The sequence below is a fragment of the Pelomonas sp. Root1217 genome (genome assembly GCF_001425705.1).
Classification (GTDB): Bacteria; Pseudomonadota; Gammaproteobacteria; order Burkholderiales; family Burkholderiaceae_C; genus Pelomonas.
In genome coordinates, this window is sequence record NZ_LMDC01000032.1 from 73,283 (window position 1) to 97,891 (window position 24,609).

At 65.7% G+C, this 24,609-nt stretch carries 19 protein-coding genes; 7 read left to right on the forward strand and 12 right to left on the reverse strand.

Annotated elements, in window-relative coordinates; translation table 11 throughout:
- Positions 1-29 precede the first annotated feature (29 nt).
- From ASC95_RS29570 to ASC95_RS29615, 10 genes are all read right to left on the reverse strand, one after another.
- Positions 30-842, reverse strand: coding sequence for a hypothetical protein (locus ASC95_RS29570; RefSeq protein WP_200960232.1), 813 nt, complete (start codon positions 840-842; stop codon positions 30-32).
- Between the two features lie 86 nt (positions 843-928).
- Entirely contained in the window at positions 929-1,531 is a 603-nt protein-coding gene (locus ASC95_RS29575; RefSeq protein WP_057301291.1) for an NADPH-dependent FMN reductase, read from the reverse strand.
- A gap of 15 nt (positions 1,532-1,546) precedes the next feature.
- A complete protein-coding gene (locus ASC95_RS29580) occupies positions 1,547-3,046 on the reverse strand; it encodes an aldehyde dehydrogenase family protein (RefSeq protein WP_057301292.1) in 1,500 nt (499 codons plus the stop codon).
- The gene (locus tag ASC95_RS29585; protein WP_057301293.1) at positions 2,964-4,583 is read right to left on the reverse strand and encodes a FadR/GntR family transcriptional regulator; all 1,620 of its coding nucleotides are present in this window, start codon (positions 4,581-4,583) and stop codon (positions 2,964-2,966) included. Before ASC95_RS29585 ends, ASC95_RS29580 begins: the two co-directional genes overlap by 83 nt.
- Before the next feature lie 27 nt (positions 4,584-4,610).
- A complete protein-coding gene (locus tag ASC95_RS29590; RefSeq protein WP_082568235.1) occupies positions 4,611-5,891 on the reverse strand; it encodes an MFS transporter in 1,281 nt (426 codons plus the stop codon).
- A 47-nt stretch (positions 5,892-5,938) separates the two neighbouring features.
- Positions 5,939-6,370 carry a nuclear transport factor 2 family protein gene (locus ASC95_RS29595; protein ID WP_056877419.1) on the reverse strand — a complete coding sequence of 144 codons (432 nt, stop codon included), beginning with the start codon at positions 6,368-6,370 and terminating at the stop codon, positions 5,939-5,941.
- A 4-nt stretch (positions 6,371-6,374) separates the two neighbouring features.
- Positions 6,375-7,856, reverse strand: a complete 1,482-nt coding sequence (locus ASC95_RS29600) for a carotenoid oxygenase family protein (protein ID WP_057301294.1) — start codon at positions 7,854-7,856, stop codon at positions 6,375-6,377.
- 201 nt (positions 7,857-8,057) lie between these two features.
- Positions 8,058-10,202, reverse strand: a complete 2,145-nt coding sequence (locus tag ASC95_RS29605; RefSeq protein ID WP_057301295.1) for a TonB-dependent receptor — start codon at positions 10,200-10,202, stop codon at positions 8,058-8,060.
- A gap of 460 nt (positions 10,203-10,662) precedes the next feature.
- The gene (locus ASC95_RS29610; protein ID WP_057301296.1) at positions 10,663-11,763 is read right to left on the reverse strand and encodes an ATP-binding protein; all 1,101 of its coding nucleotides are present in this window, start codon (positions 11,761-11,763) and stop codon (positions 10,663-10,665) included.
- Positions 11,764-11,765: 2 nt separating this feature from the next.
- Entirely contained in the window at positions 11,766-12,467 is a 702-nt protein-coding gene (locus ASC95_RS29615; protein ID WP_057301297.1) for a response regulator, read from the reverse strand.
- A 114-nt stretch (positions 12,468-12,581) separates the two neighbouring features.
- On the opposite strand from ASC95_RS29615, the gene ASC95_RS29620 reads away from it, so the two are divergent.
- From ASC95_RS29620 to ASC95_RS29630, 3 genes are read left to right on the forward strand one after another with little or no spacing between them, the layout of a single operon-like run.
- Positions 12,582-13,994, forward strand: coding sequence for an efflux transporter outer membrane subunit (locus ASC95_RS29620; RefSeq protein ID WP_057301298.1), 1,413 nt, complete (start codon positions 12,582-12,584; stop codon positions 13,992-13,994).
- Positions 13,991-15,103: an efflux RND transporter periplasmic adaptor subunit gene (locus ASC95_RS29625; RefSeq protein WP_057301299.1), complete on the forward strand. Its 1,113-nt coding sequence runs from the start codon at positions 13,991-13,993 to the stop codon at positions 15,101-15,103. Before ASC95_RS29620 ends, ASC95_RS29625 begins: the two co-directional genes overlap by 4 nt.
- A 13-nt stretch (positions 15,104-15,116) precedes the next feature.
- Positions 15,117-18,206 carry an efflux RND transporter permease subunit gene (locus ASC95_RS29630; protein WP_057301300.1) on the forward strand — a complete coding sequence of 1,030 codons (3,090 nt, stop codon included), beginning with the start codon at positions 15,117-15,119 and terminating at the stop codon, positions 18,204-18,206.
- A gap of 284 nt (positions 18,207-18,490) precedes the next feature.
- Here the strand turns inward: ASC95_RS29630 and ASC95_RS31075 are convergent, their stop codons facing one another.
- Complete coding sequence (locus ASC95_RS31075; protein WP_157256577.1) at positions 18,491-18,973, reverse strand: hypothetical protein; 483 nt, start codon at positions 18,971-18,973, stop codon at positions 18,491-18,493.
- 1,072 nt (positions 18,974-20,045) lie between these two features.
- Between ASC95_RS31075 and ASC95_RS29635 the strand changes: the two genes are divergently transcribed.
- Both ASC95_RS29635 and ASC95_RS32160 read left to right on the forward strand, forming a co-directional pair.
- A complete protein-coding gene (locus ASC95_RS29635; protein WP_200960233.1) occupies positions 20,046-21,872 on the forward strand; it encodes an alpha-L-fucosidase in 1,827 nt (608 codons plus the stop codon).
- Between the two features lie 88 nt (positions 21,873-21,960).
- Positions 21,961-22,362 (forward strand): hypothetical protein, encoded by a 402-nt coding sequence (locus ASC95_RS32160; protein ID WP_235538092.1) that lies wholly within the window; start codon positions 21,961-21,963, stop codon positions 22,360-22,362.
- 90 nt (positions 22,363-22,452) lie between these two features.
- Here the strand turns inward: ASC95_RS32160 and ASC95_RS29645 are convergent, their stop codons facing one another.
- Complete coding sequence (locus tag ASC95_RS29645) at positions 22,453-23,214, reverse strand: OmpA family protein (RefSeq protein ID WP_162250887.1); 762 nt, start codon at positions 23,212-23,214, stop codon at positions 22,453-22,455.
- 116 nt (positions 23,215-23,330) lie between these two features.
- Here ASC95_RS29645 and ASC95_RS32400 point away from each other — a divergent pair, with 116 nt between their 5' ends.
- Positions 23,331-23,681: an ATP-binding protein gene (locus ASC95_RS32400; protein ID WP_304440605.1), complete on the forward strand. Its 351-nt coding sequence runs from the start codon at positions 23,331-23,333 to the stop codon at positions 23,679-23,681.
- An 89-nt stretch (positions 23,682-23,770) separates the two neighbouring features.
- Positions 23,771-24,130, forward strand: coding sequence for a hypothetical protein (locus ASC95_RS31570; protein ID WP_082568238.1), 360 nt, complete (start codon positions 23,771-23,773; stop codon positions 24,128-24,130).
- The last annotated feature ends 479 nt before the right edge of the window (positions 24,131-24,609 follow it).

Below are 24,609 nucleotides of genomic sequence, written 5' to 3' on the forward strand. Positions count from 1 at the left end.
GCGTGACGCCGTAGAACGAAGGGGGCCACTCACCACGCCAGCGCGACGCCCAGCGGCAAGATTTCCCGGATCTCGTCGATCTGGCGGATGTGCCCATCGACCACCTTGAAGACGGCCATCATGTAGAAGGAGCCGTTGTCCGGCCGGGGGCTGTTCGGCACCGGATGAAAGTCCACCGTGACCAGGCTGATGGCCACGCCACGACCCACATCAAGCACCGGATAGCTGCGTCCCCGCGCCAGCGGTCGCGCACCACGCGTGGCGTTCACGCAGCTGGCCACGGTGTGCACGGCGGCATCCGGCGACAGCAGCGTGGAAAGGTTGTTGGTGATCTTCTTGCCGTTGTCGTAGCGGTCGCAGCGGTAGTCAAAGCGCGCCATCGAACCATCGCTCTCCTGCAGCGCGCTCCAATAGCTGTCGGCAGCGCGCTGCAGGCCAGCGCGGTCCACACTCCGCGCCGGCGGCACTGGTGCGTCGTACAGCACGTCGGGGCGCAGCAGTTGGTCCACGTCGGCGAAGTGGCCCTTCGGATCGGAGCCCACCACGGCCTCGGCTTCGCACACCTGGCCGTCTCCACAACCCAAGCGCAGGGCAAACGGGCGCCGCTGGCCCTCGATCACCACCACGCCCAGGCAGCACCACTGGTGCTGCACCGCATCGGCAAAGGCCTGAACGCCCAAGAACGCCTGGGCACCCCGCCAAAGCCCCGCACCCACGGGCACCTCTTTGAGGTTCTCGGTGGCACGGTGGTGGCGCGCCAATGGGACCAACTCGGAGTCCCCCTGCCGTAAGGCCTGCAGGTATTGCTCACCCAGCCGGTGCAATGCCGGTTCGTCCATCATCTTTCCTGTCTCCTAACGTGGTGTTGTGTCGGGACTGCCCTGCGCGCCCAACGCTTATGGAGCCATGCTAGGAAACAGGCGCTGACTTAACTAGACGTCGCTTTGGCAGCAATGCCGAGGCTGTCGAGCACCTGTTGACCGAGAAGAGTCAGCTGGCGCTGAATCGATTCGCTCAGGCAACGTCCTTCGGCATCAAATACCGGTTCGCCTCCGGTGTGGATCGGTACGCCGAACGGTGTGTTCCAACCTCGCAGTGCATGCACCACGTCTCTTAGCGCTCCGAGCGTGCCCACACATCCCTGCCAACCACCACCCGTCGTCAACGAGCCAACCGCGCGGCCGCTGAAATAGGCGCGCTCGTCGTCGCGCAGGTCTTCCGCATAGTCCAGCGCGTTCTTCACCACGCCGGAGATGGAGCCGTGGTAAACCGGTGAGCCGATGTACAGGCCATCGGCACGGCGCAATTTGTCCACCAGGTAGCGTGCTGCCTCGGTCCGCTTATCCGCACCGTAGGTGTAGAACGGCAGGTCCAAGGCTTGGCCGGTGATCAAACAGGTGTCGCAGCCGGCATCGGCTGCCTGGTCCAGCAGAAGCTGCAAGGCCTTCTGCGTGGATGATGAGCCGTGCAGGCTTCCGCCCAGGGCAACGACCAGAGGCCGCCGCCCTGCTCTTTCGAACAGGGGAATCATGAGAACCTCAGTACGTCAGAACGGGTAACGCGCAGGTTTGGTGCCCAGCGTCATCCATTGCCATTCGGTGAACTCGTCCCAGTTGGTGGTGCTGCCAAACCGCGAGCCGTTGCCCGACGCACCCATGCCGCCCATCGGAATGCCAGGCAGGTCGGAGATGGTCTGGTCGTTGATGTGCACCATGCCCGAGCGGATCGCGCGAGCGACGCGCAGGCCGCGATCCAGCGAAGCGGTGTACACCGCGCCGGACAGTCCGTAATCGGTGTCATTGGCCAGTGCTATCGCATGCTCTTCGTCGTCCGCGACGATCACCGGCGCGACCGGACCGAAGATCTCATGGTCGTAGGCCGGCATGCCAGGGCGCACATTGGCCAGCACGGTGGGACGGTAGTACGGGCCTTCGAAGTTGCCCCCGGCCAAGAGAGTCGCGCCGGCCGACACCGTTTGCGTGACGAGTTCGTGCACGCGGGCGATCTGCTTGCGGTTGATGATCGGGCCGATCGCGACCTCTTGACGGAAGGGATCGCCGACCGGCAGGCGCGCGGCACGCTGCGACAACGACTCGAGGTAGGCGTCAGCCACGCTGCGCACGACGATGTGGCGGCCGGAGGCCATGCAGATCTGGCCCTGGTGCAGGAATGAGCCCCAGGCGCCGGCGGAGGCGGCAGCATCGATGTCGGCATCGTCGAGCACGATGAACGGGCTCTTGCCGCCCAGTTCCAGCGACACCTTCTTCAGGTGCCGTCCCGCCAACTCGCCGACTCGGCGCCCCACCGCGGTTGAGCCGGTGAACGTGATCAGCCGCACGCCAGGCGCGGTAACCAGCGCCTCACCGACGTCGGCCGCGCCGTTCACCACTTGCAGCAAGCCTGCGGGCAGACCGGCCGCTTCGAAAACGCGGGCGAGCACCACGCCGCCGGTGATCGGCGTCTGCGGATCGGGTTTCAGGATGACGGCATTGCCCAGCGCCAGTGCCGGGGCCACCGAACGCATGGCCAGCAGCAGCGGGAAGTTCCAGGGCGTGATGACGCCCACCACGCCGAGAGGGATCCGCCGGGCCAGGCTCATGCGGTCCGGATCGTGCGAGGGCAGCACATGACCCTGTGGCTCGATGAGCAGCGCGGCCGAGTGGTACAGCTCGCCGATGGTGCCGGCCATCTCGGTCTGTGCCTTGCCAGGCAAACCACCGGTCTCGCGGATGATCCATTCCACCAAGGTGTCCCGGTGTTCTTCCATCAACGCCGCCGCACGCCGCAGCAACGCCGCACGTTCGTCGGTGGAGGTTGCCGCCCACGCGCGCTGGGCCTGCTGTGCCACTGGCACAGCGGCCAGCACCGCAGCCGGACTGCTCGCGCCTACCGTGCCCAGCAACGTGCCGGTCGCGGGCTCCGCGACTTCTATGCGTCCGCTGCTGGCGTCATGCCAGGCACCATCAAACGTCTTGTCCGTCCACGTCGAGGCCGCCAACAATCCCGAGGCGTCGAGCTTTGCGAACGAGGGGTTGAGCTGATCCATGGGATTCATCCTTTGCTTCGTGAGAAAAATTTGCAGTTGCCGGAGCGGCGGGCTGCGAAGGAAGCGCCGAACCGATCCGGTCGCGACAACGCTTCATGACATCAAGCTTTTGAGACTGGAGGCGGGCAGCCTCGGCCCTGTCGCCATCGGCAATCGCGTCAAGCACCGCCTGGGTCGCGGCGACATACAGGTCGACCGCCCAATAGGGCAGCATGAGTTGCTCACCCATGTCCCAGGACAGGAAGGCCTTGACGCCATCCAGGCAGGCGACAAGCAGGTCGTTGCCCGCCAGGCAGCCCTGCAGACGCTCGATGGGCTGCAGCGCCGAAACACTCTGTTGGCCACTGAGCAGGTGCTGCAGATGCTCCTCCACCACGCGCACCGCCGCGGCATCACCACGCCGAACGGCCTTGCCCGCACCCAGCACGGCCACTTCGATGGAGAGCTGGCGGAAGGCCGATTCGACGTCGGTCTTTGGCACCCGCTGCGACACGAGGAAGATGCACAACAACCTGCTGATCGAGGCCGTGCCGGGCCGGCGCGTCACGAGGCCATGCCCGCGACCAGGCAGCGTCACCGCAGTGCCGGCGTCTTCCATCATCCGGATGGCCTGGCGGATCACGCTGCGGTCGACTCCGAACCGTTCGCACAGGTCAAGCTCGTTGCCGATGGGCACGCCACGCGCCCAGTCTCGAGGATCAACGCTGTCCATCAACCCACGCATGACACTCAATGCGGGCATGCGCAGGTGACGCGCCAGATCATCCGGGGGAAGTGCCATGTCAACAGGACGGTCACCCTGTTGCCGCCTCAAGGCCTGCAGGTTGTGCCGCTCGACAGCGCGAAAGAGCCGTTCGGCCCGGCGAACCGCTTCGAGCGCACGTCCTTGCCGAAGGTCGGCAATCACCGCACGCAGCAATGGCTCAAACCAGGCGCTCGGCCGGCAGTTCATCACCGGAGGCAGCATGGGCCCGAGCAGCTCGGCAAATCGCGTCAACACGGTGTTGCCAGCGCAGGCCATCAGGCGTTGAGCAAAGCGTCGGAGCGCCGCGACCGCGCTCTCTCCGGGCGCCACATCCAGCACCGGCAGCGACATGTCACTGCACTCGGTCAGTTGGCGCATGGCAGCCACGTGCAGCGCACACCATGTGTCCAGCAGGTCTGACCAAGGCAACGCAGCGATATGCGAGAAGCCTTGCAGCATGCGGGTCACGTGCAGTGCCGTGGGTCCCCGCAGTTCCAGCCCGCCTTGGGCGCCTCGGCGCATGACGGCAGTCTCCCTGACCTCCAGGACTCGCACCGTCTCACGCATCACGTCGCGCCCGACACCGTAAAAGGCCGCCAATTCGGCTTCGGTGCCATAGAGCCGGCCGTGGGGCCAGCCCTCTCGAATGAAGCGTTCTTCAAGTTCATGCGCCACCGTCAACGGCAGCTTCGTGCGGACCGCTTCGTCCCCCACCACGCTGGCGTAGAGAACGGACAGGCCTTCGCGTTCTTCGTCGGTCGAGACTGGCGGACTGTGGGGGGTCTTGGACATGTGAGATTCCAATGACAAGGGAACCGATCAGGACAAGACTTTCGGCGCAACAAACGGCCCCTGGCCGGTACGCAGTGGGTCCAGAGCTTCAGCCTCGTGAACGACCTTGAACGCCTTTGGGCTCAGCGTGGCCATCAAACCTGCAGCCAGCACGGCGGCGGCGACCGCACCCATCATCGGAGCGTTGTAGGAACCCGAGGCATCGAAAGCCAAGCCGATCAGCCATGGTCCGCACCCGATCGCCGTCATGCTGCAAGCAAACGCCAATCCGAGGATCTCGGCCGACGCGCGCTGACCGAAAAACCGTGTGACGAGATAGGGCAGGAGCAACACCACCACGCTCATCGTCATGCCCATGAAGGCCGAGGCCGTCACCAGCATCGGCAGGCCGTCGGCCACCCCCATCAAGAGGAGTGCAGCAGCAGGCAAGAGGTACATGCCGGCCGTCGCCCACCGAGAGCGAAGGCGGTCGAGCATCGCGCCCACGACGAACGAACCCACCAGTCCTGCAACCGCCTGAGCCGACAGCAACAACGCCGACACGTCAATGCTGACTCCGCGGGTACGCTGCCAGGACACGAGGTGAGCCTGTGCCCCAATCAACGCACCGGCGACGAGGCATTCAGCTACGGTCAATGTCCAGAAGGTTCGCGAACGAAACGCTTGCCGCGCGGTCCAGCCAGCGCTGCCTGCCATGGGACCGCCTACGGCTTCTTGGGGCTGCGCAGCTGCCGGTCGCGTGCGAACCAACGCCAGCACGGCCGCCCCCGCGATCAACAACACGGCCAACGCAAGCAACCGGTAGGACTGGCGCCAGCCATATTCCTGTACGAGCCAGCGAACCAAGGGGGCGAAGCCGGCCTGCGCCAGCATCGGCGACATCGCGAGCACGAGACCCATCACGATGCCGCGCCGCCGGTCGAACCAGGAGGACACGACCTTGATGTGTGCCAGCGGGCCTCCCAGAGCAGCGCCCATGCCGATCAGCACACCCGCGCCTATGAACACCAGCCCCGGGGCTTCGATGGTGGAGAGCAGGAACAAGCCGAAGGCGAGGCTCAGCGTGCCGGCGAGCAACGGCCAGCGCACGTCGACCCGGTCGATGAAGCGGCCGGCGATGGGGTTGCAAATCGCTCCGGTCACCGAGGCCACCAGGACGATCTGCGGAAATACCGACAGCCCCCATCCCATCGAAGCGGAGACCGACTCGAGGAACACGGGGAACGACCCCATGAACACCGCCGACATCCCCAGCGCCATGCAAACGCCACTGCCCAGTGCGGCGAGCATGCGGGTCGAATTCCTCATCTTTGTCTCCTGCTCGGCGCCGCTCCAGCAGTGCGGCGCCTTTGGCTTCAGCGCGTTTCCTTGAGGGCGCCGTCCCAGTGCTCGGCCAACTTGCCGTCCTCCACGCGCCACATATCAAACCAGTACGAGTTGTAGGTGCGCGAAGGATCTTGCGGGTCCGGCAACTCACGCACGAGCATCATCACGACCTTGTCGCCTTCCGCGATAAGCACGGGCGGCGCGGATGCCGGGCGCATGTTCTGGCGCGCACGTGCCGCCTCCGGCGTTCGCGTGAAGGCGATGATCGAGTCGACACCCGAGGCGATGTTCGGGTTGTGCTGGATGTAGCTCTCGGTCAGGAGCGGGCGCACCTGCTCGGCCGTGTCGGGGTTCACCAGCAAAGACATCATCTTGAGCACCAGTTCCTTGTTGGCCTGCTGCTGCGTGCCTGCGGTGCTGGACGCATCCGCCAGGTGGAAGGGATGGTCAGGGGTAGTCATCAACTTATCTCCAGGCCGGAATGAGTGAACCGTCAATCCAGTTCGAATGGATGCCCAGGCGCAGGCGCACAGGCAGCTTGAGGCGAGCCACAGGCCCGGCAGCGAGCCGGCGGGTTTCAAGGATCACCAGCTCGTTGGACTTTTCCAGCGGCCGGTTCAAGACGACGATCAGGTAGCCATCGTCCTCATCGGCGGTGGCGCTGCGGGGGAAGTACACCGGGTCCTGCAGCGTCGCCCCTTCACCTGCATACCAGTCCTCGCGGTGACCGGTGGTCAGATCGAAGTGCGTGAGCTGGTTGAAGAACACGGGCACCACGCGACCGTTGCGATCGGTGATGAGGCGCGAACGGTTCAGCGTCGGCGCGAACACGTGGCGGTACGACTGGCACAGCCGGCGCGGATCGATGTGCGGACCTTCGCCATCAACGACAGCGAGCACCTGGTGTTCGGTCAGGTCTTCCGAGGCGGCGTGGTAATCGATGCGCCAACGCACAGCGCGGGTCGTGACCTTTGACGGGTCGCCCATACGACCGTGCTTGTCCGGCATCACCGCGGCAAAGCCGTTGCCATCGCACTCGTAGGCGTCGAAGACGATGCGCCCGTCCTCCTCGAAGGCGTTGATGGTGTGACCCGTGAAGGTGGGCGGCGCATGGAACCAACGCACCTGGTCGGAATGACCCTTGCGCGGCATCACGCCGATCACGGTGGGCAAGTCGGGGTCGTACACCCAGTGCTGGCCGCCGGCCTTCAGGCGCTCAAGGTCGGTGGTCAACGGCATCAACGGGAAGAGCATGTAGTGCTCGGTCAACGCACAGTCGTGGATCATCGCGGCGTACGGCGCCTCGAACCAGGCCTCATGGACCATCTCGCCGTTCGCATCGAAGACGTAGTAGGCTATGTCACGGGTGGTTTCGCCGCGTGCCGCGTAACCGAAGCCGTGCATTTCGCCGCTCGCCGGGTCCCACTTCGGATGGGCCGTGAAGGTCTTGCTGGTGATCTTCCCGCCCGGATTCCACACCCCTTTGGTATCCAGGGTCACCGGATCGATCTCGTAGGGCAGCCCGTCCTCCTTCGAAGCGAGCAGCCTGCCGGCGTGCATGTACACGGCCGTGTTGGCGGTGGTGCGGTCTTTGCCTGCAACGCTGGGGTCGTCGGTGAACGGGTCTCGGTAGTTGCCGAACAAGGAGCGACGGGCGGCTTGTTCCAGCAGGTACCGCTGGGTGCGAACGTGGCGCGTCTTGAAGTCGACACACCCGTCCTTGATGCGGAACGCCCGCACCGCGCCGTCACCGCCTGCGGCCACGGTCATCGGCCAAAGCTGCGCGACTTCAGGCGGATACATCTGGTCCGGCACGGCCTGAACGAAGAGGCCATCGATGTCGGCGGGCACCTCACCGTCGATCACCTCGAGGTCAGCGACGTCGATGTCAAAGCGGCAAGGTTCATCAATTCCTTCCGCCAATGCAGCGGGAAAGGGCTTGGTCACTACTGTCTCCTGTTGGTGCGTCCGGAGTCTTTTCCGGAGCATGTCTGCACCTTACGCGGGTCAACCAGATCAAACCAGACGGCAGATTGAGCCGGTCGGACCTTCTTCCTGGCGATGACCGAATTCGGGTGCGTCACGGCAATACCAAGAGAGATCCTGCGTGAGCGAAATATGCAGAATCCCTGTCACATCAGACTTGCCTCACCGAAAAGTCCTGTTCCAGACCATGCCGTAGGTACGAGGCGCTCCACCCCGCAGCCAGCCCGAGCTGTAGAAGTCTTTGACGAACACGTTGTGAATGTTCTTCACGTAACCGTTGATCGACCAGTCGCCTTGGGACGGACGCCAAGTCAGGTTGAAGTCGCCTGTCCAGAAGTTGTCCTGCATCGAAAGCGGTTGCTCGTTGGGCGACACGTAGTACTTGGTCACATAGCGACCATCAAGGCGTGCCACGAGCTTGCCGCTGTCGAAAGACAGGGTGCGCTGGTAATACGCACCGATCGTCCAGGTCGGCGAGTGCGGCAGGGTGCTGCCGTTGAGGTCGACACTGACGTTCTGGCCGTCCGGGTGGATCACGATCGTGCTGCGAAAGCGCGAGTTGATGTATCCCACACGAGCACCCAGCGCATCGGCTTCGGCAGGCCGCCATTGCGCCTCGATTTCGGCGCCCATGTTGCGCGCCTTGGGCGCGTTGGAGAACGCGAGCACCGGGCCAAGCGCCGGATCGACGTAGAAGTCCTGTACCTGATAGTCGCGGTAGTCGTAGTAGTACACCGCGGTGTTCAAGCGCCAACGGTCATCTGCACTTTGGGTCTTCCATCCCAGTTCGTAGGAACGCAGCTTTTCCGGCCGGATGCCCGGGTAGTCCGGCGGCATCGTGCTCCAGGCGCCGGGGCGATAGCCCGTGGAAATGGTGGCATAGCCCATGGTCTTGGGGCCGAAGTCTTGCTCGAGGCCGAGCTTCCAGTCCGTGCGTTTCCAAGTTCCCGACGAGTTGCCGGGCGTGGCCGGGAAACGGTCCGTTGTCTGCCACTTGTCATCGATCGTGTAGCGCACGCCCGCGACCGCGCGGGTGGTGCTGGTCAGTGAGTAGGTGGCGTTGCCGAAGACTGCCTTCGAGCGGGCGCCCGAGTTCTGGTGGATCGTCCCACCAGCCAATGGACCGGTCAGCGGTCGCTGGATGATGCGCATGTCGTTGTCGTAGTAGTACAGGCCGACAAGCGTCTTCATGTGCTCGACGGGTTGCGACGCCAAGCGAACTTCCAGCGTGTTCTGCCTCAGCGAGTGGGGGTCTTCCCCGTCGTCATCGATGAGCCAAGAACCTGTGGGGATGAACTGGTGGTTATGGCCTCCGCTTGTCGCGGTGAGCATCGTCAGCTTGCCAAGGCTGGTTTTCGCGTCGAGCTGTGCCCAGTACTTGGTGCCGATGTAACGCTCAGACGGACCCGTGATCGGGTTCGCCGTTTTCCACGGGTCTTTCACCGAGTTGCCGGCGAAGGCGGGCACGTAGCCCGCACCAGCGCCACCGAGATCCACGTACTCAAAGCCAAACAGGGCGGAGATGTCCTCGCTCAGCTCGAACAACAGCTTGGCGCGAAGCGATTTCTGGTCGGCATCGCTGGTGCCGTTGTTGTAGTACGGGTCGTGCTTGAGCACACTGCCCGACACGCGAATGGCCACGTTGTCCGTCAACTCGCGGTTCAACATGCCCTCCACGCGACGGGTGCCGTAGGAACCGAGTTCAAGCGCCAGTGCACCTTCGTTGTGGAACCCTGGGTCATTGCTGATGATGTTCACCACGCCACCGGGGCCGGAGCGGCCATAGAAGGTGGACTGCGGGCCGCGCAGCACTTCCACCCGGGCCAGGTCGTACATGACCTGCGTACCCTCGGGGCGGGCGTTGTAAGCCCCATCCACATTGATGGCGACTGCGCCGTCCCCCACGCCCGGCGACAGGTCGGTGCCCAGGCCACGCACCGCCACGAGATAACCGCGCGGCTGAGTCTGCACCACCACGCCGGGCGTGCCCTGAATCACAGTGTCCAGGCGGTTCAACCCTTGCTCTCGGATCTCCTTGCCACTCACCACGGCCGTGGAAATCGAGGTCTTCTGCAGGTTCTGGCTCACCCGCTGAGCCGTGACCACGACCGTCTCGAGTTTGGCACTGGAGGCGGCCTCGTCAGCCGCAGGAGCCGGGGCATCAGCCGCAGGGGCAGAAGCGGCCGGAGCCACAGCTGCCGCAACCTCCTGTGCATAGGCTGGCACGCAACAGGCGCCTGTCAGCAGAAGCGTCGGCCAACCGTTGCGCGCAGCACGGCGACTCACCTTGGCATATCGTTGTTTCATCGTTGTCTCCTTTTAATAGTCAACACCGCCCTTCGGTCGGCGACGGGCGCTGACCGGGCAGGACCTTGTTTTGGATGAAGGCGCCGAGTCGCTCGCCTGACCGGCCAGGCCAGCAGCGGCTCGGAGGATCAAGAGCCGACGTCAGTTCGAGATTGAGCGCTGCGGCAGTGGAAGTTCTGGGTCATCGTTGTCTCCGGTTTTGTCGGCTATTCGCCGCGTTCTTGTCTACCGTCAATGCGACAGATGCTAGGAGGCTGTAGGGCGCAAAACTAGGCGACGACTTCAGTCATGGACCTCATGCAAACCCGTATACGGGTAAACCGTGCCGCACTTGATCTGATCGTCTCGGGACATGCACACGCTTCGCCTCGATTCGAAGCGCCACGCCTGCTCGGGACGCTGCAGCGGAACCGCTACCGCGATCTCGATTCGCCCAAGCAGCGGCTGCGTTAGAAGATCATCACCAGGGCCCAGGCGCTGTCGCCGGCTTAGCGCTGGCCCGACTGACGTCTGTCAGCGACGCGGGCAGCACCATCACCATCGTTAGCCCCGCCCCCTGCCGCGTCTCGGCCCGGATGCTCCCGCCATGGAGCGCGAAGGCCCGCTGGGCAATGGCAAGGCCCAGGCCAACCCCCTGCACGTTCTCCGAGCCCGCCACACGAGCGAAGGGTTCGAAGATGGCCTCGACCATGTCCGCCGGCACGCCCTGTCCGTGATCCTCGACGGTGCAGGTCAGGCACGCCGATGCCTCGTCGATGCGCGCCGTCACGCTGACGAGGCTGCCTGGCCGCGTGAACTTCACTGCGTTGCGGATCACGTTTTCATAGCCCCGGTACAGCAGCTCGCCATGGGCGTGCATGACGAACTCGCCAGGCAGGTCGGCACGGACCTTCTTGCCCTGCAACTGGGCCTCGAACTGCGCGTCCTCGGCGATGGCCTGCAGCAGCTCGATGACATCGACGCAGCTGGCCGGTGGCACGGCCGCACCGGCCTCCAGGCGGTGCCAGGTCAGCAGCTCCTCGACGAGGCCGTCCAGGCGTTGGCTCTCGCGCTCGATGCGGTCAAGCATGGGTGCGAAGCTGGCCGGGTCCTGCCGCACGAGGCCGATGGCGACCTGCAGCCGCGCCAGCGGCGAGCGCAGCTCGTGCGAGATGTCGTGCAGCAGCTGCTGGCGAGATTCGGTCAGCCGCTGCAGCTGGCGCGCCATGCGGTCGAAGTCGCCGGCCAGGTCGACGATCTCGTCATCGCGCCCGCCCATGCGGTGCCGCACCCGTGCGTCCAGGTTGCCGTCGGCAATCTGGCGCAGCGCCCAGCTCAGATGGCGGATGGGTCGCGAGAGGTACCACGCCAGGCCGGCGCTGGTCAGCAGCATCGTCAGCACCCCGGCCGTGAACGGCACCAGCGGCACGACGCCGAACAGCAGATCACCGCTGTCGGGCGGCGGCGGCCGGCCGGTCAGGTGGAAATAGCTGACGACGCTGACCAGCGTCAGCACCATGCCGATCCACTGCGACAGGAAGAACTTCCAGAACAGTCGGCCGGGGCGGCGCGAGGTCGCCATCGTCAGTCGACCAGCAGCTGGTAGCCGCGGCCGCGAACGCTTTCTATCCACGACTGGCCGTCGCTGCGCAGGCCCAGCTTCTGGCGGATGCTGCTGATGTGCACATCGATGCGCCGGTCGAATCGCGCCAGCGGCTGGCCGAAGGCCTGCAGCGAGATGTCCTGCTTGCTGACGAGTTGCCCCGCCTGTCGCGCCAGCACTTCCAGCAGCGTGAACTCGGTACCGGTCAGCTCCAGCGGCCGGCCCTGCCAGGTCGCACTGCGGCTGCCGGGGGACAGGATCAGCGGCCCCACCTGCAGCTGCTTCGCGCCACTGGCCACCGGCGTGGACGCCGGCTCGCGACCCTCGGTGCGGCGCAGGATGGCACGGATGCGCGCCACCAGCTCGCCCGGCGTGCAGGGCTTGGGCACGTAGTCGTCGGCGCCCATGTCCAGGCCGACGATGCGGTCGATGTTGTCGCCGCGAGCGGTCAGCATCAGCACCGGGACCTGGCTCGTCGAACGGATGCGGCGCAGCGCCTCAGTACCGGACACGCGCGGCATCATGATGTCGAGCACCACGATGCTGTAGGGCCGGCTGACCGCCTCCAGCGCACCGGCCTCGCCGTCGTGCACGGCATGCACGTCGAAGCCCTCGCGCACGAGGTACTGCGACAGCATGGCGGTAAGGTCGATGTCATCATCAACCAGCAGAACCTTGTTCATCGGCCCGGAGTATCCGCGTCGCAACGCGCGCCCGGCGAGCCGTTTTACCCACCTTAACCCTGTCGGAAGGCGCTTAACCGACCCGATTCCTAGCATGGGCTGCACAGGTATCCCATGCCCAAAGCACTGACTCCACACGCCCTTTCGACTGCCTGCGCCACACTGCTGCTGGCGCTGGCCGGCTGCGCCGTCGGGCCCACCTACCAGGCCCCCACGCCCGCCGCCGCGACGACCTGGCACGCTCCCGTGCCGCACGACGGCCAGTCCACCACGCTGCAGAACTGGTGGGCCCAGTTCAACGACGCCGCGCTGACGCAGTTCATCATCTGGGCCGAGGCCGACAGCCCCACGCTGACACAGGCGTGGACTCGCATCGAGCAAGCCCGCGCCACGCTGACGACGACGCGCGCTGGCGCTCTGCCCGCGGCCAGCGCCTCCGGCAGCGCGGCGCGCAGCGGCGCTTCCGGCACGACCAGCACGACGACGCGCAGCGCCCGGCTTGACGCGTCATGGGAGATCGACCTCTTCGGCCGCGTGCGCCGCAACGCCGAGGCCGCGAGCGCACGCATCGAGGCCCGTGAGGCGGACTGGCACGAGGCCCGCGTGTCGCTGGCCGCCGAGGTCGCGGACACCTATGTGCAGTACCGCGCCTGTGGCCTGCTGGCCGACGCCTACGAGCGCGAGCTGGCGTCCGTGACGAAGACGGAAGCCACCACCGCGACGATGGTGCAGGCCGGCTTCACGGCACCGTCCGACGGCGCGCTCGCGCGGGCCACCCTCGCCAGCAGCCGCTCCTCGGCCGTGCGCCAGCGCGCGCAGTGCTCACTGTTGCTGAAGTCGCTGGTCTACCTGACCGGCCACGACGAACCCGAGCTGCTGGCGACGATGGCCGGTGGCAGCACGGCCGTGCCGCAGCCCGCGCATCTCGGCGTGGACAGCGTGCCGGCCCAGGTCTTGCGCCAGCGGCCCGACCTGGCGTCGCTGGAACGCGAGCTGGCCGCCAGCAGCGCCGAGATCGGCGCCGCGCAGGCAGACCTCTACCCCAGCCTGTCGCTGAGCGGCTCCATCACGCGCAGCCTCGGCCAGGGCCTGACGACCTGGTCGTTCGGGCCGGCGCTGGCGGCGTCACTGTTCAACGGTGGCGCCAAGCGCGCTGCGGTGGACAGCGCCAACGCGAGCTACACCAGCGCGCTGGCCAGCTACCGGCAGGGCGTGCGCAGCGCGGTGCGCGAGGTGGAGGAGGCGCTCGTCAACCTCGACAGCACGCGCCAGCGCGCCACCGAGGCGCACCGCGCCGCCGAGGAGTACCGCCGCTACCTTAACGCCACCGAGGCCAACTGGCGCGCCGGCACGGCCAGCCTGCTGAACCTGGAGGAAGCGCGGCGCTCCGCGCTGTCCGCCGAAATCGACGACCTGACGCTGAAACAGAGCCAGGTCAGCTACTGGATCGCCCTCTACAAGGCCCTCGGCGGCGGCTGGACACCCGGCGCCACGGTCTCCACGAACAAGAACGGAGCCCAGCCTTGAACCGGCCCACCCGCATCCACGCACCCGGCGCCATCGTTGCCGCGCTGTTCCTCCTCACGGCCTGCAGCAAGCCCGAAGGCGGCGGCCCCGCCGCTGCCGCCAGCGCGCCCAGCGTGCTGACGGTGGAAATCACGTCGCCCAGCACGCTGCAGTGGCCGCAGACCATCGAGGCCAACGGCGCGCTGGCAGCCTGGCAGGAAATCATCGTCAGCCCCGAGACCGGCGGCCTGCGCATCGCCGAACTGGCGGTGGACGTGGGCACGCGCGTCCGCAAGGGCCAGCTGCTCGCCCGCCTGGCCGACGACAGCCTGCAGAACGACCTGCACAAGCAGCAGGCGCTCGTCGCCCAGGCGCAGGCCACGCTGGACCAGGCCACGTCCAACGTGCAGCGCGCCAAGGCCGCCGAGAACAGCGGCGGCCTGTCGGCGCAGACCATCGAGCAGTACCGCATCACCGAGGCGACGTCGCGTGCCGCGCTGGCGTCGGCCAAGGCCGACCTGGACGCGACGCAGCTCAAGCTGCGCCAGACCCACATCGTCGCGCCGGACGACGGCCTCGTGTCGACGCGCACCGGCGTGCTCGGCAACGTCGTGTCAGCCGGTACGGAGCTCTTCCGCCTCGTGGGGCAGGGCCGCGTCGAATGGCGCGCCGAGGTCGATGCGCGCCAGCTGGCCGTCATCAAGGAAGGCCAGCACGCCCGCGTCACGCTGCCCACCGCGCAGACCGTGGACGGCAAGGTGCGCCTGCTCGGCCCGGTGCTGAGCACCGACACCGGCCGCGCGCTCATCTACGTCGCGCTGCCGACCGACAGCGCCGCGCGAGTGGGCATGTTCGCCAGCGGCAGCGTGGAGCTGCCGTCCACACCCGCACTGACGCTGCCACAGAGCGCACTGGTATCGCGCGACGGCCGTGACTATGTCTACACGGTCGACGGTGGCGGCAAGGCACACAGCGTCGTCGTCACGGTGGGCCGGCGCCAGCAACAGCGCGTCGAGGTGCTGGGCGGCGTGCCGGCGAACGCGCGCGTCGTCGCCGGTGGCGGCGCGTTCCTATCGGACGGCGCCCAGGTGACGGTGGCCGCTGCGGCAGCGTCAGCGGCCTCGCGTTGATCGGAGCCGCACCATGAATGTCTCCGCCTGGTCGATCCGCAATCCGGTCCCGTCCATCCTGCTGTTCATCCTGCTGACGGTCGTCGGCCTGATCGGTTTCAGCAAGCTGCAGGTGCAGGACTTCCCCGACATGGACCTGCCGACCATCCAGGTGTCGGCCTCGCTGGAAGGCGCGGCGCCGGCCCAGCTGGAAACCGAGGTTGCGCGCAAGTTGGAGGACAAGCTCGCGTCGCTGTCCAAGCTGGACCATGTCACGACGACGATCACCGATGGCTCGGTGAGCATGAGCGTCACCTTCGACATCGACAAGAACTCCGAGGAAGCGCTCAGCGAGGTCCGCAACGCCATCGACGGCGCCAAGGCCGACCTGCCCGCGAGCATGGCCTCGCCCACCGTATCCAAGATCACCAGTGCCGGCTCCGCGCTGCTGACCTTCACCGTCGAATCGACGCAGCTCGACGAGCAGGACCTGTCCTGGTTCGTCGATAACGACGTGGCCAAGGCCATGCTCGCCGTGAAGGGCGTGGCCTCCGTCGCGCGCGTCGGAGGCGTCGACCGCGAGGTGCTGGTGACGCTGCAGCCCACGCTGATGGCCGGCCTGGGCGTGACGCCGTCCGACGTATCGGCAAAGCTCAAGGCCGTGCAGAAGGACAGCTCCGGCGGCCAGGGCGAGCTAGGCGGTCAGCGCCAGTCCGTGCGCACGCTGGCCACCGTGGGCCGGCCGGCCGACATCGCCGCATTGACACTGCCGCTGGCCGACGGCCGCATCGTGCGACTGGACCAGATCGCGAAGATCGCCGACGGCCATGCCGAGCGTTCCACCATCGCCCTTCGTGACGGCAAGCGCGTCATCGGCTTCCAGGTCACGCGCTCGCGCGGCTTCTCGGACACGGGCGTCGCCAGCGACATCCGCGCGGCCGTGAAGACCTTCGCCGCCGCGCACCCGAACGTGACGGTGCGAGAAGCATCGAACACCGTCGAGCCCATCCAGGAGAACTACCACGGCTCCATGCACCTGCTGCTGGAAGGCGCCGTGCTGGCCGTCATCGTCGTGTGGCTGTTCCTGCGCGACTGGCGTGCCACGTTGGTGTCCGCCGCGGCGCTGCCGCTGTCCATCGTGCCGGCCTTCCTCGTCATGTGGCTGCTGGGCTATTCGCTGAACACAATCACGCTGCTGTCGATGTCGCTGGTCGTCGGCGTGCTGGTGGACGACGCCATCGTCGAGATCGAGAACATCGAACGCCACCTGTTGATGGGCAAGAGCCCGTTCCAGGCCGCGATGGAAGCCGCCGACGAGATCGGCCTGGCCGTCATTGCAACGACGTTCACGCTGGTCGCCGTATTTCTGCCCACGGCCTTCATGGGCGGCATACCGGGCAAGTTCTTCAAGCAGTTCGGCATCACCGCGTCGGTCGCCGTGCTCGCGTCGCTGCTGGTCGCGCGGCTGTTGACGCCGATGATGGCCGCCTACCTGCTCAAGCTCAAGAAGCCGGGTCACCACGAGGTGTCCACCGACGGCCCGACGATGACGCGCTACCTCGGCTGGGCGCGCGCAGGGCTTAAGCACCGCAAGACGACCGTTGCGCTGGCGGCGCTGTTCATGGTGTTGTCGCTGGCCGTCGCGCCCTTCATCCCGACGGCCTTCATCCCGGCGCAAGACAAGGCGCAGAGCAGCATCAGCATCAAGATGGCGCCCGGCACGACGCTGGAGCAGACCACCGCCACCAGCGTGCGCGCGGCCGAACTCCTGAAGACCTTGCCCGAAGTGCAGAGCGTGTTCGTGTCGGCCGGCACGGCCTCTACCGGCGGCGGCATGGGTGCCTCGTCGGCGGCCGACCTGACCAGCGCGACGCTGACCGTCGACCTCGTCGCCCGCGGCGACCGCAAGCTCAAGCAGTCGCAGGTCGAGGCCCAGATGCGCAGCCTGCTGCGCACGCTGCCGGGCGCGCGCATCTCGGTCGGCGGCGGCAACAGCGGCGAGTCGCTGCAGCTGACGCTGGCCAGCGACGACCCCGAGGCGCTGACGCTGGCCGCCACGCAGGCCGAGGTGCAGCTGCGTACGCTGAAGGGCATCGGCAATGTGACGTCCAGCGCCGCGCTGCAGCGCCCCGAGATCCAGATCAGGCCCGACACCGTCAAGGCCGCCGCTTTGGGCGTCACGTCCGAGGCGCTGGCCGACGCGGTGCGCTTCGCAACCTACGGCGACTACTCGACGTCGCTGCCCAAGCTCAACCTGCCGCAGCGCCAGATCCCCATCCGCGTGCGGCTGGACGACACGGTGCGGCAAGGCCTGGCCGCCATCGGCCAGCTGCGCGTGGCCGGCAGCAATGGCACGGTGAGCCTCGCGTCGGTGGCCGACGTCTCAATGGGCAGCGGCCCGTCGCAGATCGACCGCATCGACCGTTCGCGCAACGTGACGCTGACCGTGGAACTGAACGGCCGCGCCATTGGCGAGGTGCAGAAGGAGGCCAAGGCGCTGCAGGCGCTTCGCTCGCTGCCCACCGGCGTGCGCTTCGTCGACCAGGGCGAGCTGCAGCGCATGTCGGAGCTGTTCACGAGTTTCGGCGTCGCGATGGCCATCGGCATCTTCTGCATCTACGCGGTGCTGGTGCTGCTGTTCCACGACTTCCTGCAGCCCGCCACCATCCTGTGCGCGCTGCCGCTGGCCATGGGCGGCGCGCTGCTGGCGCTGTGGATGACGGGCCAGGCGTTCTCGATGCCGGTCGTCATCGGCGTGCTGATGCTGATGGGCATCGTGACGAAGAACTCCATCCTGCTGGTGGAGTACGCCATCGTCGCGCGCAGAGGCGGCATGACGCGCTTCGACGCCATCGTCGACGCCTGCCACAAGCGCGCCCGCCCCATCGTCATGACGACCATCGCGATGGGCGCCGGCATGCTGCCCAACGCGCTGGGCCTGGGCGCCGAGCCGAGCTTCCGCCAGCCGATGGCCATCGTCGTCATCGGTGGACTGGTGACGTCGACATTTCTTAGCCTGCTCGTCATTCCGGTGGTGTTCACCTGTGTGGACGACCTGCTAATGTGGTCACGAAAGGGACGAGTTCAAGAAGCGGGGGCTCAACTTCGCACGCAGGAACGGTGACCGCTTCGTGGATCAAGGCCTCACTTTCGAGTCCATCGCCGAGAGCTTCGCCTGTCCTTTGCATAGCATTGCAGCCTGGACCTTCGCCCTGCTCGGTATACGTGAGGAGTCATTGGTGGGCTTGAGTCGCTTCGCTTCCTGGAAGAGCGCGGCCGCGGGCCTCCTGTGATCGAGGCATCGGTGGTCTCCTTCATTGGCACACCTTGATACCGTGCGGCCCGGTGCCATGGGTGTTCTGGATGGCCGACTGCGCGTTGACCATCTTGCCCATGCGGCGCCGGATCTCACCGTTCGGCAATCGCTCGAGCTTGACGCTCGGGATCAAGCGCCATCGCGATGCGCTCCTCAAACGTCGGCCTCGGCGTGTTGCTGCGCGGATCGCTGGTTGCAGGGTTGGACAACGAGCCGAGCATCACTTCCCGGCTCGGCGTCAGCGTCAGCGCTCCCGACGCGAAGGCTGAACTGCCCGGCGCTGATGCCGATGGTCCGCTTGGGCCGATCGCCGCTTGTGACGGGGCCGCTTCGCCATCCGTCGAAGCGGCAGCCTCAACACTGGGCACCACCGGTGTGACCGTCATCGGCGAGCGGACTGGAAACGTCCGCATGCGTGCGGGCGTCGGCGTCGCCTGTTCACTCGCAGCCTGGATACGTGCCTTGCGATCGGGAACAAGGCGAAGCGGGATCGACATACTGACCTGGCTGTCAGGCCGCACCGGCTGATTGAGCTGCCACAGCGCCCATAGCAGCACCAGATGCGCACCGAGCACGGCAAACGCAGCCAGCGGCGATGCTTGGGCCGCCGCGGCTCAGATGGCCCAGCGGCAATACCATCGCGGCGTTCACTCGTCCTGCCTCGCAGGCGCAGGATCAAGGCCGGTGTCAGAAGAGAACGCCGCTGGAGGCGGCGGCAGAGCGAATGGGGGGAGGAGCCAAGCGAACAGCGAACAGCCCACGCACAGGCAGAGCAGGATTCGCATGAAGATTCGTGCGGTCAGCAACAGCTAGTCCCGCCAGAAGGCATGGGGCGGGGGGGTGAGCTTTCTCATCGCACTTCGCTATAACTGCTGACGAAGCGGCGATGCTAGGAAGGGCGTCCGTTAGCTGCGTTATGCCAAGGTTAGCCTGGGTAAAGATTCGACCTGGGCAGCGTCAGCACCATTGCCAAGCCCCCGCTTGCCTCAGCAGTATTTGCATACAGCATCGCGCACAGCCGCGTGCTGTCAACGGATTGGCTCAAGTTCGGGCTCTACAGCTCTGCCCTCCATCGAATACTGCCGTCGGCGTCTTGGCAGTGGACGAAAAGCATGGCATTCGCTCGGTCGTTGGCAAGGGTTCGGGCGGTACCGTTTGCCCGATAGTGCAGCCTTTACGCTGCGGCGATGACGCTCGCCCGTGTCACCGACGTTGCCTCGTTCAAGAGGCTGCCATCACCGACACGCCCCGCTTACCGGGCGACGGCGGCAAGCTAGCGGCGCCACTGCCAGCGACGCAATCAAGCTAAGGCGATGCCAAAACCGGCATCGGACCTCGAGCGCTTTTCATCAGCGGATGGCCGGCCCGGCCATAGCATGCGGCCTCGTAAAGCCGCCAACCGCTTGAACGCGCAGTTCTTTCCCGGCCTGCGGCTCTGCCTCGCCGCGTGGGCCGTCGGCTGGGCCTGATCACCGCTACAGCCCCCAACACCATCCGCACCCTGTGCCGGAGATGAACCGCCGACGCGCACCTGAGGTGCGCGTCCAGGCGGAGTACAAGACTGGAGACATTGATGTTGACTCGCCGTGCATTTCCCGCACTCATGTGCGTCGGTTGCCAGCGCTGGTCCGCATTCAATGTGAAGTAATGACTCTCAAGCAAATGAGCACAAATAACTTTGTCGCGGCAGTCGGCGGTCTGATCCCCGTGGAGCCAATTTTCAAGAGGTTCGCCTCCCTGCCCGGACAACTGGCGCTGGCCAGCATCCTGTTCGCTGCTCTCCCCATTCATGCGGCCCTGCCGGAGCTGGGTCCGATGCCGTCCCTGCCGGTCCCGTTGCCCTCCGACAGCGTCGCCATGGGCGACTCGCAATCCTCGCCGGTCGTGCATCTGGACTTGCCGATTACTGCCGGCCCGTTCAAGCCGACCTGGGAATCGATCGCAAAGCAGTACCCGGGAACGCCGGCGTGGCTGCGTGAAGCAAAGTTCGGCATCTGGGTCCACTTCGGTCCACAGGCCGTCGGCATGAGCGGCGACTGGTACGCGCGCCGGATGTACGTTCCCGGCACGACCGCCCATGCCAGCCACCTCAAGAACTATGGCCATCCGTCGCAGGTCGGCTACAAGGACCTGTTGCGGGACTGGAACCCGCGCAAGCTGGACCCGGCCAAACTGGTGGCGCTGTACAAGGAAGCCGGCGCGCGCTTCCTCCTTATCCAGGGTGTGCATCACGACAACTTCGACTTGTGGGATTCCCGTTATCAGCCGTGGAATTCAATGCGCATCGGTCCCAAACGTGACCTGCTTGGGGAATGGGCGGCGGCGGCCAAGGCGACCGGGCTGCGCTATGGCGTGGCGTTTCACCATGAGTACACCTGGTGGTGGTGGCAAACCGCCTTCGGCAGCGATCCGACAGGCGATTACGCCGGTAAGCCGTACGACGGCGCATTGACCCTTGAGGATGGCAAGGGCAAGTGGTGGGAAGGGCTCGATCCCCGCCTGCTCTATGGCCCGGATCTGCGGGAATACAAGGGCGTGACGGCAGCGGCACATTCGGACTGGAATCCACCGCCCGCTGGCATCTTCAGCCGCCACACGGCCTATGCCGAGTGGTACGCGAAGCGCTGGGCGCTGCGCATGATGGATGTGGCTGAGCGCTACGACCCGGACTTCATCTATACCGATGGCACCAGCGACGAGCCTTTCAGCGGCAACTTGACCGGGACCGGGATGAAGTCCGATGCCATGCAGCTCGTGATGGCCGATTTCTACAATCGAACGCTGAAGAAGCGCGGCAAGGTCGATACGTTCAGCGTCGTCAAGTTCCACCCGAAATTCAACGGCACCGTCAACACGGAAGAAGGCACGATCCCGGTAGGCATCAGGGACGATGAAGCGTGGATCGCCGAAACGCCTGTGGGCGATTGGTACTACGCCCCCTGGTTCACTTATGACTCGGGCGCCGTCATTCGCTACCTTCTTGAGCAGGTTGCGCGCGACGGGAATGTGGCCCTCTGCATCTCTCCGCTGCCGGACGGATCGCTGGACGAGGGCAGCCTCCGCATGCTGAAGGAAGTCGGTGCCTGGATGCGCGTGAACGGCGAAGGGATTTATGGCAGCAAGGCCTGGGTGAAGCTGGGCGAAGGCGAGGGTGGCAAGCTGCGCACCTTGCCCGGCGGGAAGCTGGATCGAACCCAGGCCGATTTCAAGTTTGGGCCCCACGACTTCCGCTTCACGGTCGGTCGCGACGGTTCCCTGTACGCGTTCACCATGATGGTTCCAGCGCCTGGCACGACGCTCAAGATCCGTTCGCTCGGGTCGGACGCGAACCTGCTGGGCAAACCAGTCAGCTCGGTGTCACTGGTCGGCTACGAGGGCAAGGCACTCACCTGGCGCCAGGAGGCCGACGGCTTGGTCATCGTGTGCCCGCCCGATATGCCATTTGCTACTGCGGTTGCGTTCAGTATTCGCTAGGCAAGCCGCCACTGGAGGGCGTCACAGCCGTCCGTCCGGTTTCAGCGGCGGAGCCGCCGGACGGGCCTGCGGCGTCCGGCGGCCAGTTTTGGAAGATGTTTTGCCGGCGCCCCAGCCGCCGGATACTGAGCAGCGCCTGGCCGATTCGGTCGCGTCCCCAGGCCACGGCACCCCGCCCCATTCCCTAGCCACGCAGCTACGCCAGGCCCGCGGGAAGGCTGAACGCAAGGATCCCGCCCTGGACGACAACAACATGCTCACCGCGCGGCTGGAGCTGCATGTGCCGCCGGCGGGCTTCTTCCGCCACGAGGTCCAGCGGCTGCTGGTGATGTTCGCTGGCACGACCCGGCCGCGCTCGGTGCCTTATGCGCTGCGCCTTGTGTTCGATGAAGCCGACGACGCAGACGCTCCGGAGCCGGCCAGCGGCGCTGGCGGAATCCTCGTCCCACACGCAGCGCAGCGCCGAGAAAAGTCGAGACCGCAGCGGTAGAAATCTGCCAAAGGTCGACCCTCCCGAGACCACCTGGCAGATTTTCGCCGCCGCAAAACATCGGCGAGTTGCCCACAACCAACGTCCCAATCAGCTGGGTCCCACTGTCGTAAGCCGGAGGACAACGCGCCGATTGAAAGCGTTGCAGGCCTCGCTCTCCGTGCCGGTCATGGCGTCGCACTTTCGCGCTTGCTCCCGGGCGCCTTCCGAACGGAACCTGATCGTGGCCTTGGACCACTGCGGCGCGTTGTCCTTGACCCAGACCTCGACCATGTCGCGCACGGCTTCCGCTCGCTTGCTGGCCAACTCCTCGTTGGTGCCATTCTGTCGTTTGCGGGGATCGGCGTGACCGACGATCTCGAAGCGCGCCGCCTGTTCGACCACCTTGCCGTCCTTCGCCTTGTTCGCAGTAAGAGAGTCCCTCAAAGCCGCCAACTGCTGGGCCAGGTCCTTCTTCGCGTCCTCGCTTAGCACCGCGGAATTGCTTTCGAAGTGCAGCCCACTGAGCTCCAGGCAGTGGAGATTGCTGCCTGTTCTCACCTGCAGCCCGCTGTTCTTCAGTGGTACACGCAAGCCCGTGGTGCCCAGCACACGAAAAATCTTCTCGTACGGAGATGTCTGAAACTGAGGCCGATGCGATTCATCGTACGTCCTTGGATCGGACGACTCCGACCACAGCTCCACCAAACCCGTGTCGCCCAACGTGTGCCAAAGCACCTGAATGTTAGTCAGGGTGGCGCTGCCATCGGCGTTTCGGCAGACTTCCAGCGGCAACCCCTGCTGACTAGCGACGCGATCCAGACGAACCAAGTTCTCGGCCGACACGTCGATGGTGGAGTTGGGGACGTTCAAGGAAACCATCTGGAACGCCTTCGTGACCCCGGTTTTGCCGTTGAAGGCCGGCGGCGCTCACCATGCTGTGCGCCGCCGAGGTGGCCCGCAAGGACGAGCGGCGCATCCAGATGGGCATGTCCATCGCCAAGTTCCCCTGTGTGCGCACGCTGGAGGGCTTCGAGTTCGAGGCCCAGCCCTCCATTGATCCGAAGCTGGTGCGCGAGCTGGCGACCTCGCGCTGGGTGGCCAACGGTGAACTGGCGTCCGCGATCCGCGCCGTCAGATGGCCCAACGCCTTAGCCCCGTACAGCATCTTCAACCGGGTCTCGCCGGCAGCAAGGGCATCCGCCGCGTCGTTCTTGGCCTTTTCTGCGACCACGACCTTACGGTCGAGCTGCATGCCCTTCATGGCTACCGACAACGCGAGGTGGTGCTCGGCATTTTTCTCCGAAGCCTGTGCAACGCCGTCCTGGGCTGAGGCGTAACTCTGCTCCCTCTCGGCCGCCTCCGACTTCTCTTGCCCGGTGCGTCGCAAAGCGGCGGCCAGGCTGGCCGCGGAACGCCGCGTCTCATCATGGTCGCGCTGAGTCGCTTCGTAATCAGCAGCCGCATCGACAAAGGGCAACATCACTCCGTGCAGCTTTGTCAGCTGGGTCTTTTGCTTCTCGTAGCGCGGCCGCGCCTTGAGTTTGTCTGCCGTCTGTGCCAGGCCATCGCGCACGGTGGCCGATCGCTCCGGATCGAGGGTGAGGATCAGGAAGCGGCGCAGCAGGTCGGCCTCAGTGTTGAAGGTGAGGAAGCCTTCCTCCATGCCCCCTTCATTGCTGTTGAAGTCGACCTGCATGCGCAGCAGATCCATGTCGAGCATGCGCACGTTGGCCAGATGCTTGACCCAGTCGTCCTGGGTCTTGGTGCGGAAGAAGTCACCCCGTGACCGCGATGTCGCTTCATGCATCCATTGCTGGAACTCCGGCATCGACCGGGCCGGTGTGTCGGTCAGGCCAGGCGCGGGCACGTCGTCCAGCGACAAGCCATCCGTCACTTCGAAGGCAAAGAACGACCGGTCCACCTCCGCGCTTCTCTCGACGGTGTCCTTGATCGTGACCACCTGGCCGATCAGCAGCTTGTAGTCGGGCGCGTTCGCCGCCCTCCCCGGCATGTGCCATTCGATCAGGATGAAGGATGGACGGCCATCCCGTGAGAAGTACTCGTGGAAGCGGTGGTTGCGCTTTTGCAGGTGTTGCAGCCAGCGATCCAGCTTGGGCTCGAAGCAGCTGAAGATGTACGACAGCAGGGACGTCTTGCCGCCGGCGTTCTCGAGGTTGAAGACCGTGTCCGTCGGCTCATCGGTGTCGGGATCGTTCAGGTCGAACACGTGGTTGTCGTACCAGGCCGTCGGGCTGCCGAAGTGGC

Bases quoted from the DNA above. Each gene is read 5' to 3' on its own strand.
- ASC95_RS29590 (WP_082568235.1), bottom strand. From the start codon at position 5,891: ATGAGGAATTCGACCCGCATGCTCGCCGCACTGGGCAGTGGCGTTTGC.
- ASC95_RS29610 (WP_057301296.1), bottom strand. From the start codon at position 11,763: ATGGCGACCTCGCGCCGCCCCGGCCGACTGTTCTGGAAGTTCTTCCTG.
- ASC95_RS31570 (WP_082568238.1), top strand. From the start codon at position 23,771: ATGGTCGCGCTGAGTCGCTTCGTAATCAGCAGCCGCATCGACAAAGGG.
- ASC95_RS29635 (WP_200960233.1), top strand. From the start codon at position 20,046: ATGACTCTCAAGCAAATGAGCACAAATAACTTTGTCGCGGCAGTCGGC.
- ASC95_RS29615 (WP_057301297.1), bottom strand. From the start codon at position 12,467: ATGAACAAGGTTCTGCTGGTTGATGATGACATCGACCTTACCGCCATG.
- ASC95_RS29585 (WP_057301293.1), bottom strand. From the start codon at position 4,583: ATGTCCAAGACCCCCCACAGTCCGCCAGTCTCGACCGACGAAGAACGC.
- ASC95_RS32400 (WP_304440605.1), top strand. From the start codon at position 23,331: ATGTCCATCGCCAAGTTCCCCTGTGTGCGCACGCTGGAGGGCTTCGAG.
- ASC95_RS29605 (WP_057301295.1), bottom strand. From the start codon at position 10,202: ATGAAACAACGATATGCCAAGGTGAGTCGCCGTGCTGCGCGCAACGGT.
- ASC95_RS29630 (WP_057301300.1), top strand. From the start codon at position 15,117: ATGAATGTCTCCGCCTGGTCGATCCGCAATCCGGTCCCGTCCATCCTG.
- ASC95_RS29575 (WP_057301291.1), bottom strand. From the start codon at position 1,531: ATGATTCCCCTGTTCGAAAGAGCAGGGCGGCGGCCTCTGGTCGTTGCC.
- ASC95_RS29620 (WP_057301298.1), top strand. From the start codon at position 12,582: ATGCCCAAAGCACTGACTCCACACGCCCTTTCGACTGCCTGCGCCACA.
- ASC95_RS29580 (WP_057301292.1), bottom strand. From the start codon at position 3,046: ATGGATCAGCTCAACCCCTCGTTCGCAAAGCTCGACGCCTCGGGATTG.
- ASC95_RS29595 (WP_056877419.1), bottom strand. From the start codon at position 6,370: ATGACTACCCCTGACCATCCCTTCCACCTGGCGGATGCGTCCAGCACC.
- ASC95_RS29570 (WP_200960232.1), bottom strand. From the start codon at position 842: ATGATGGACGAACCGGCATTGCACCGGCTGGGTGAGCAATACCTGCAG.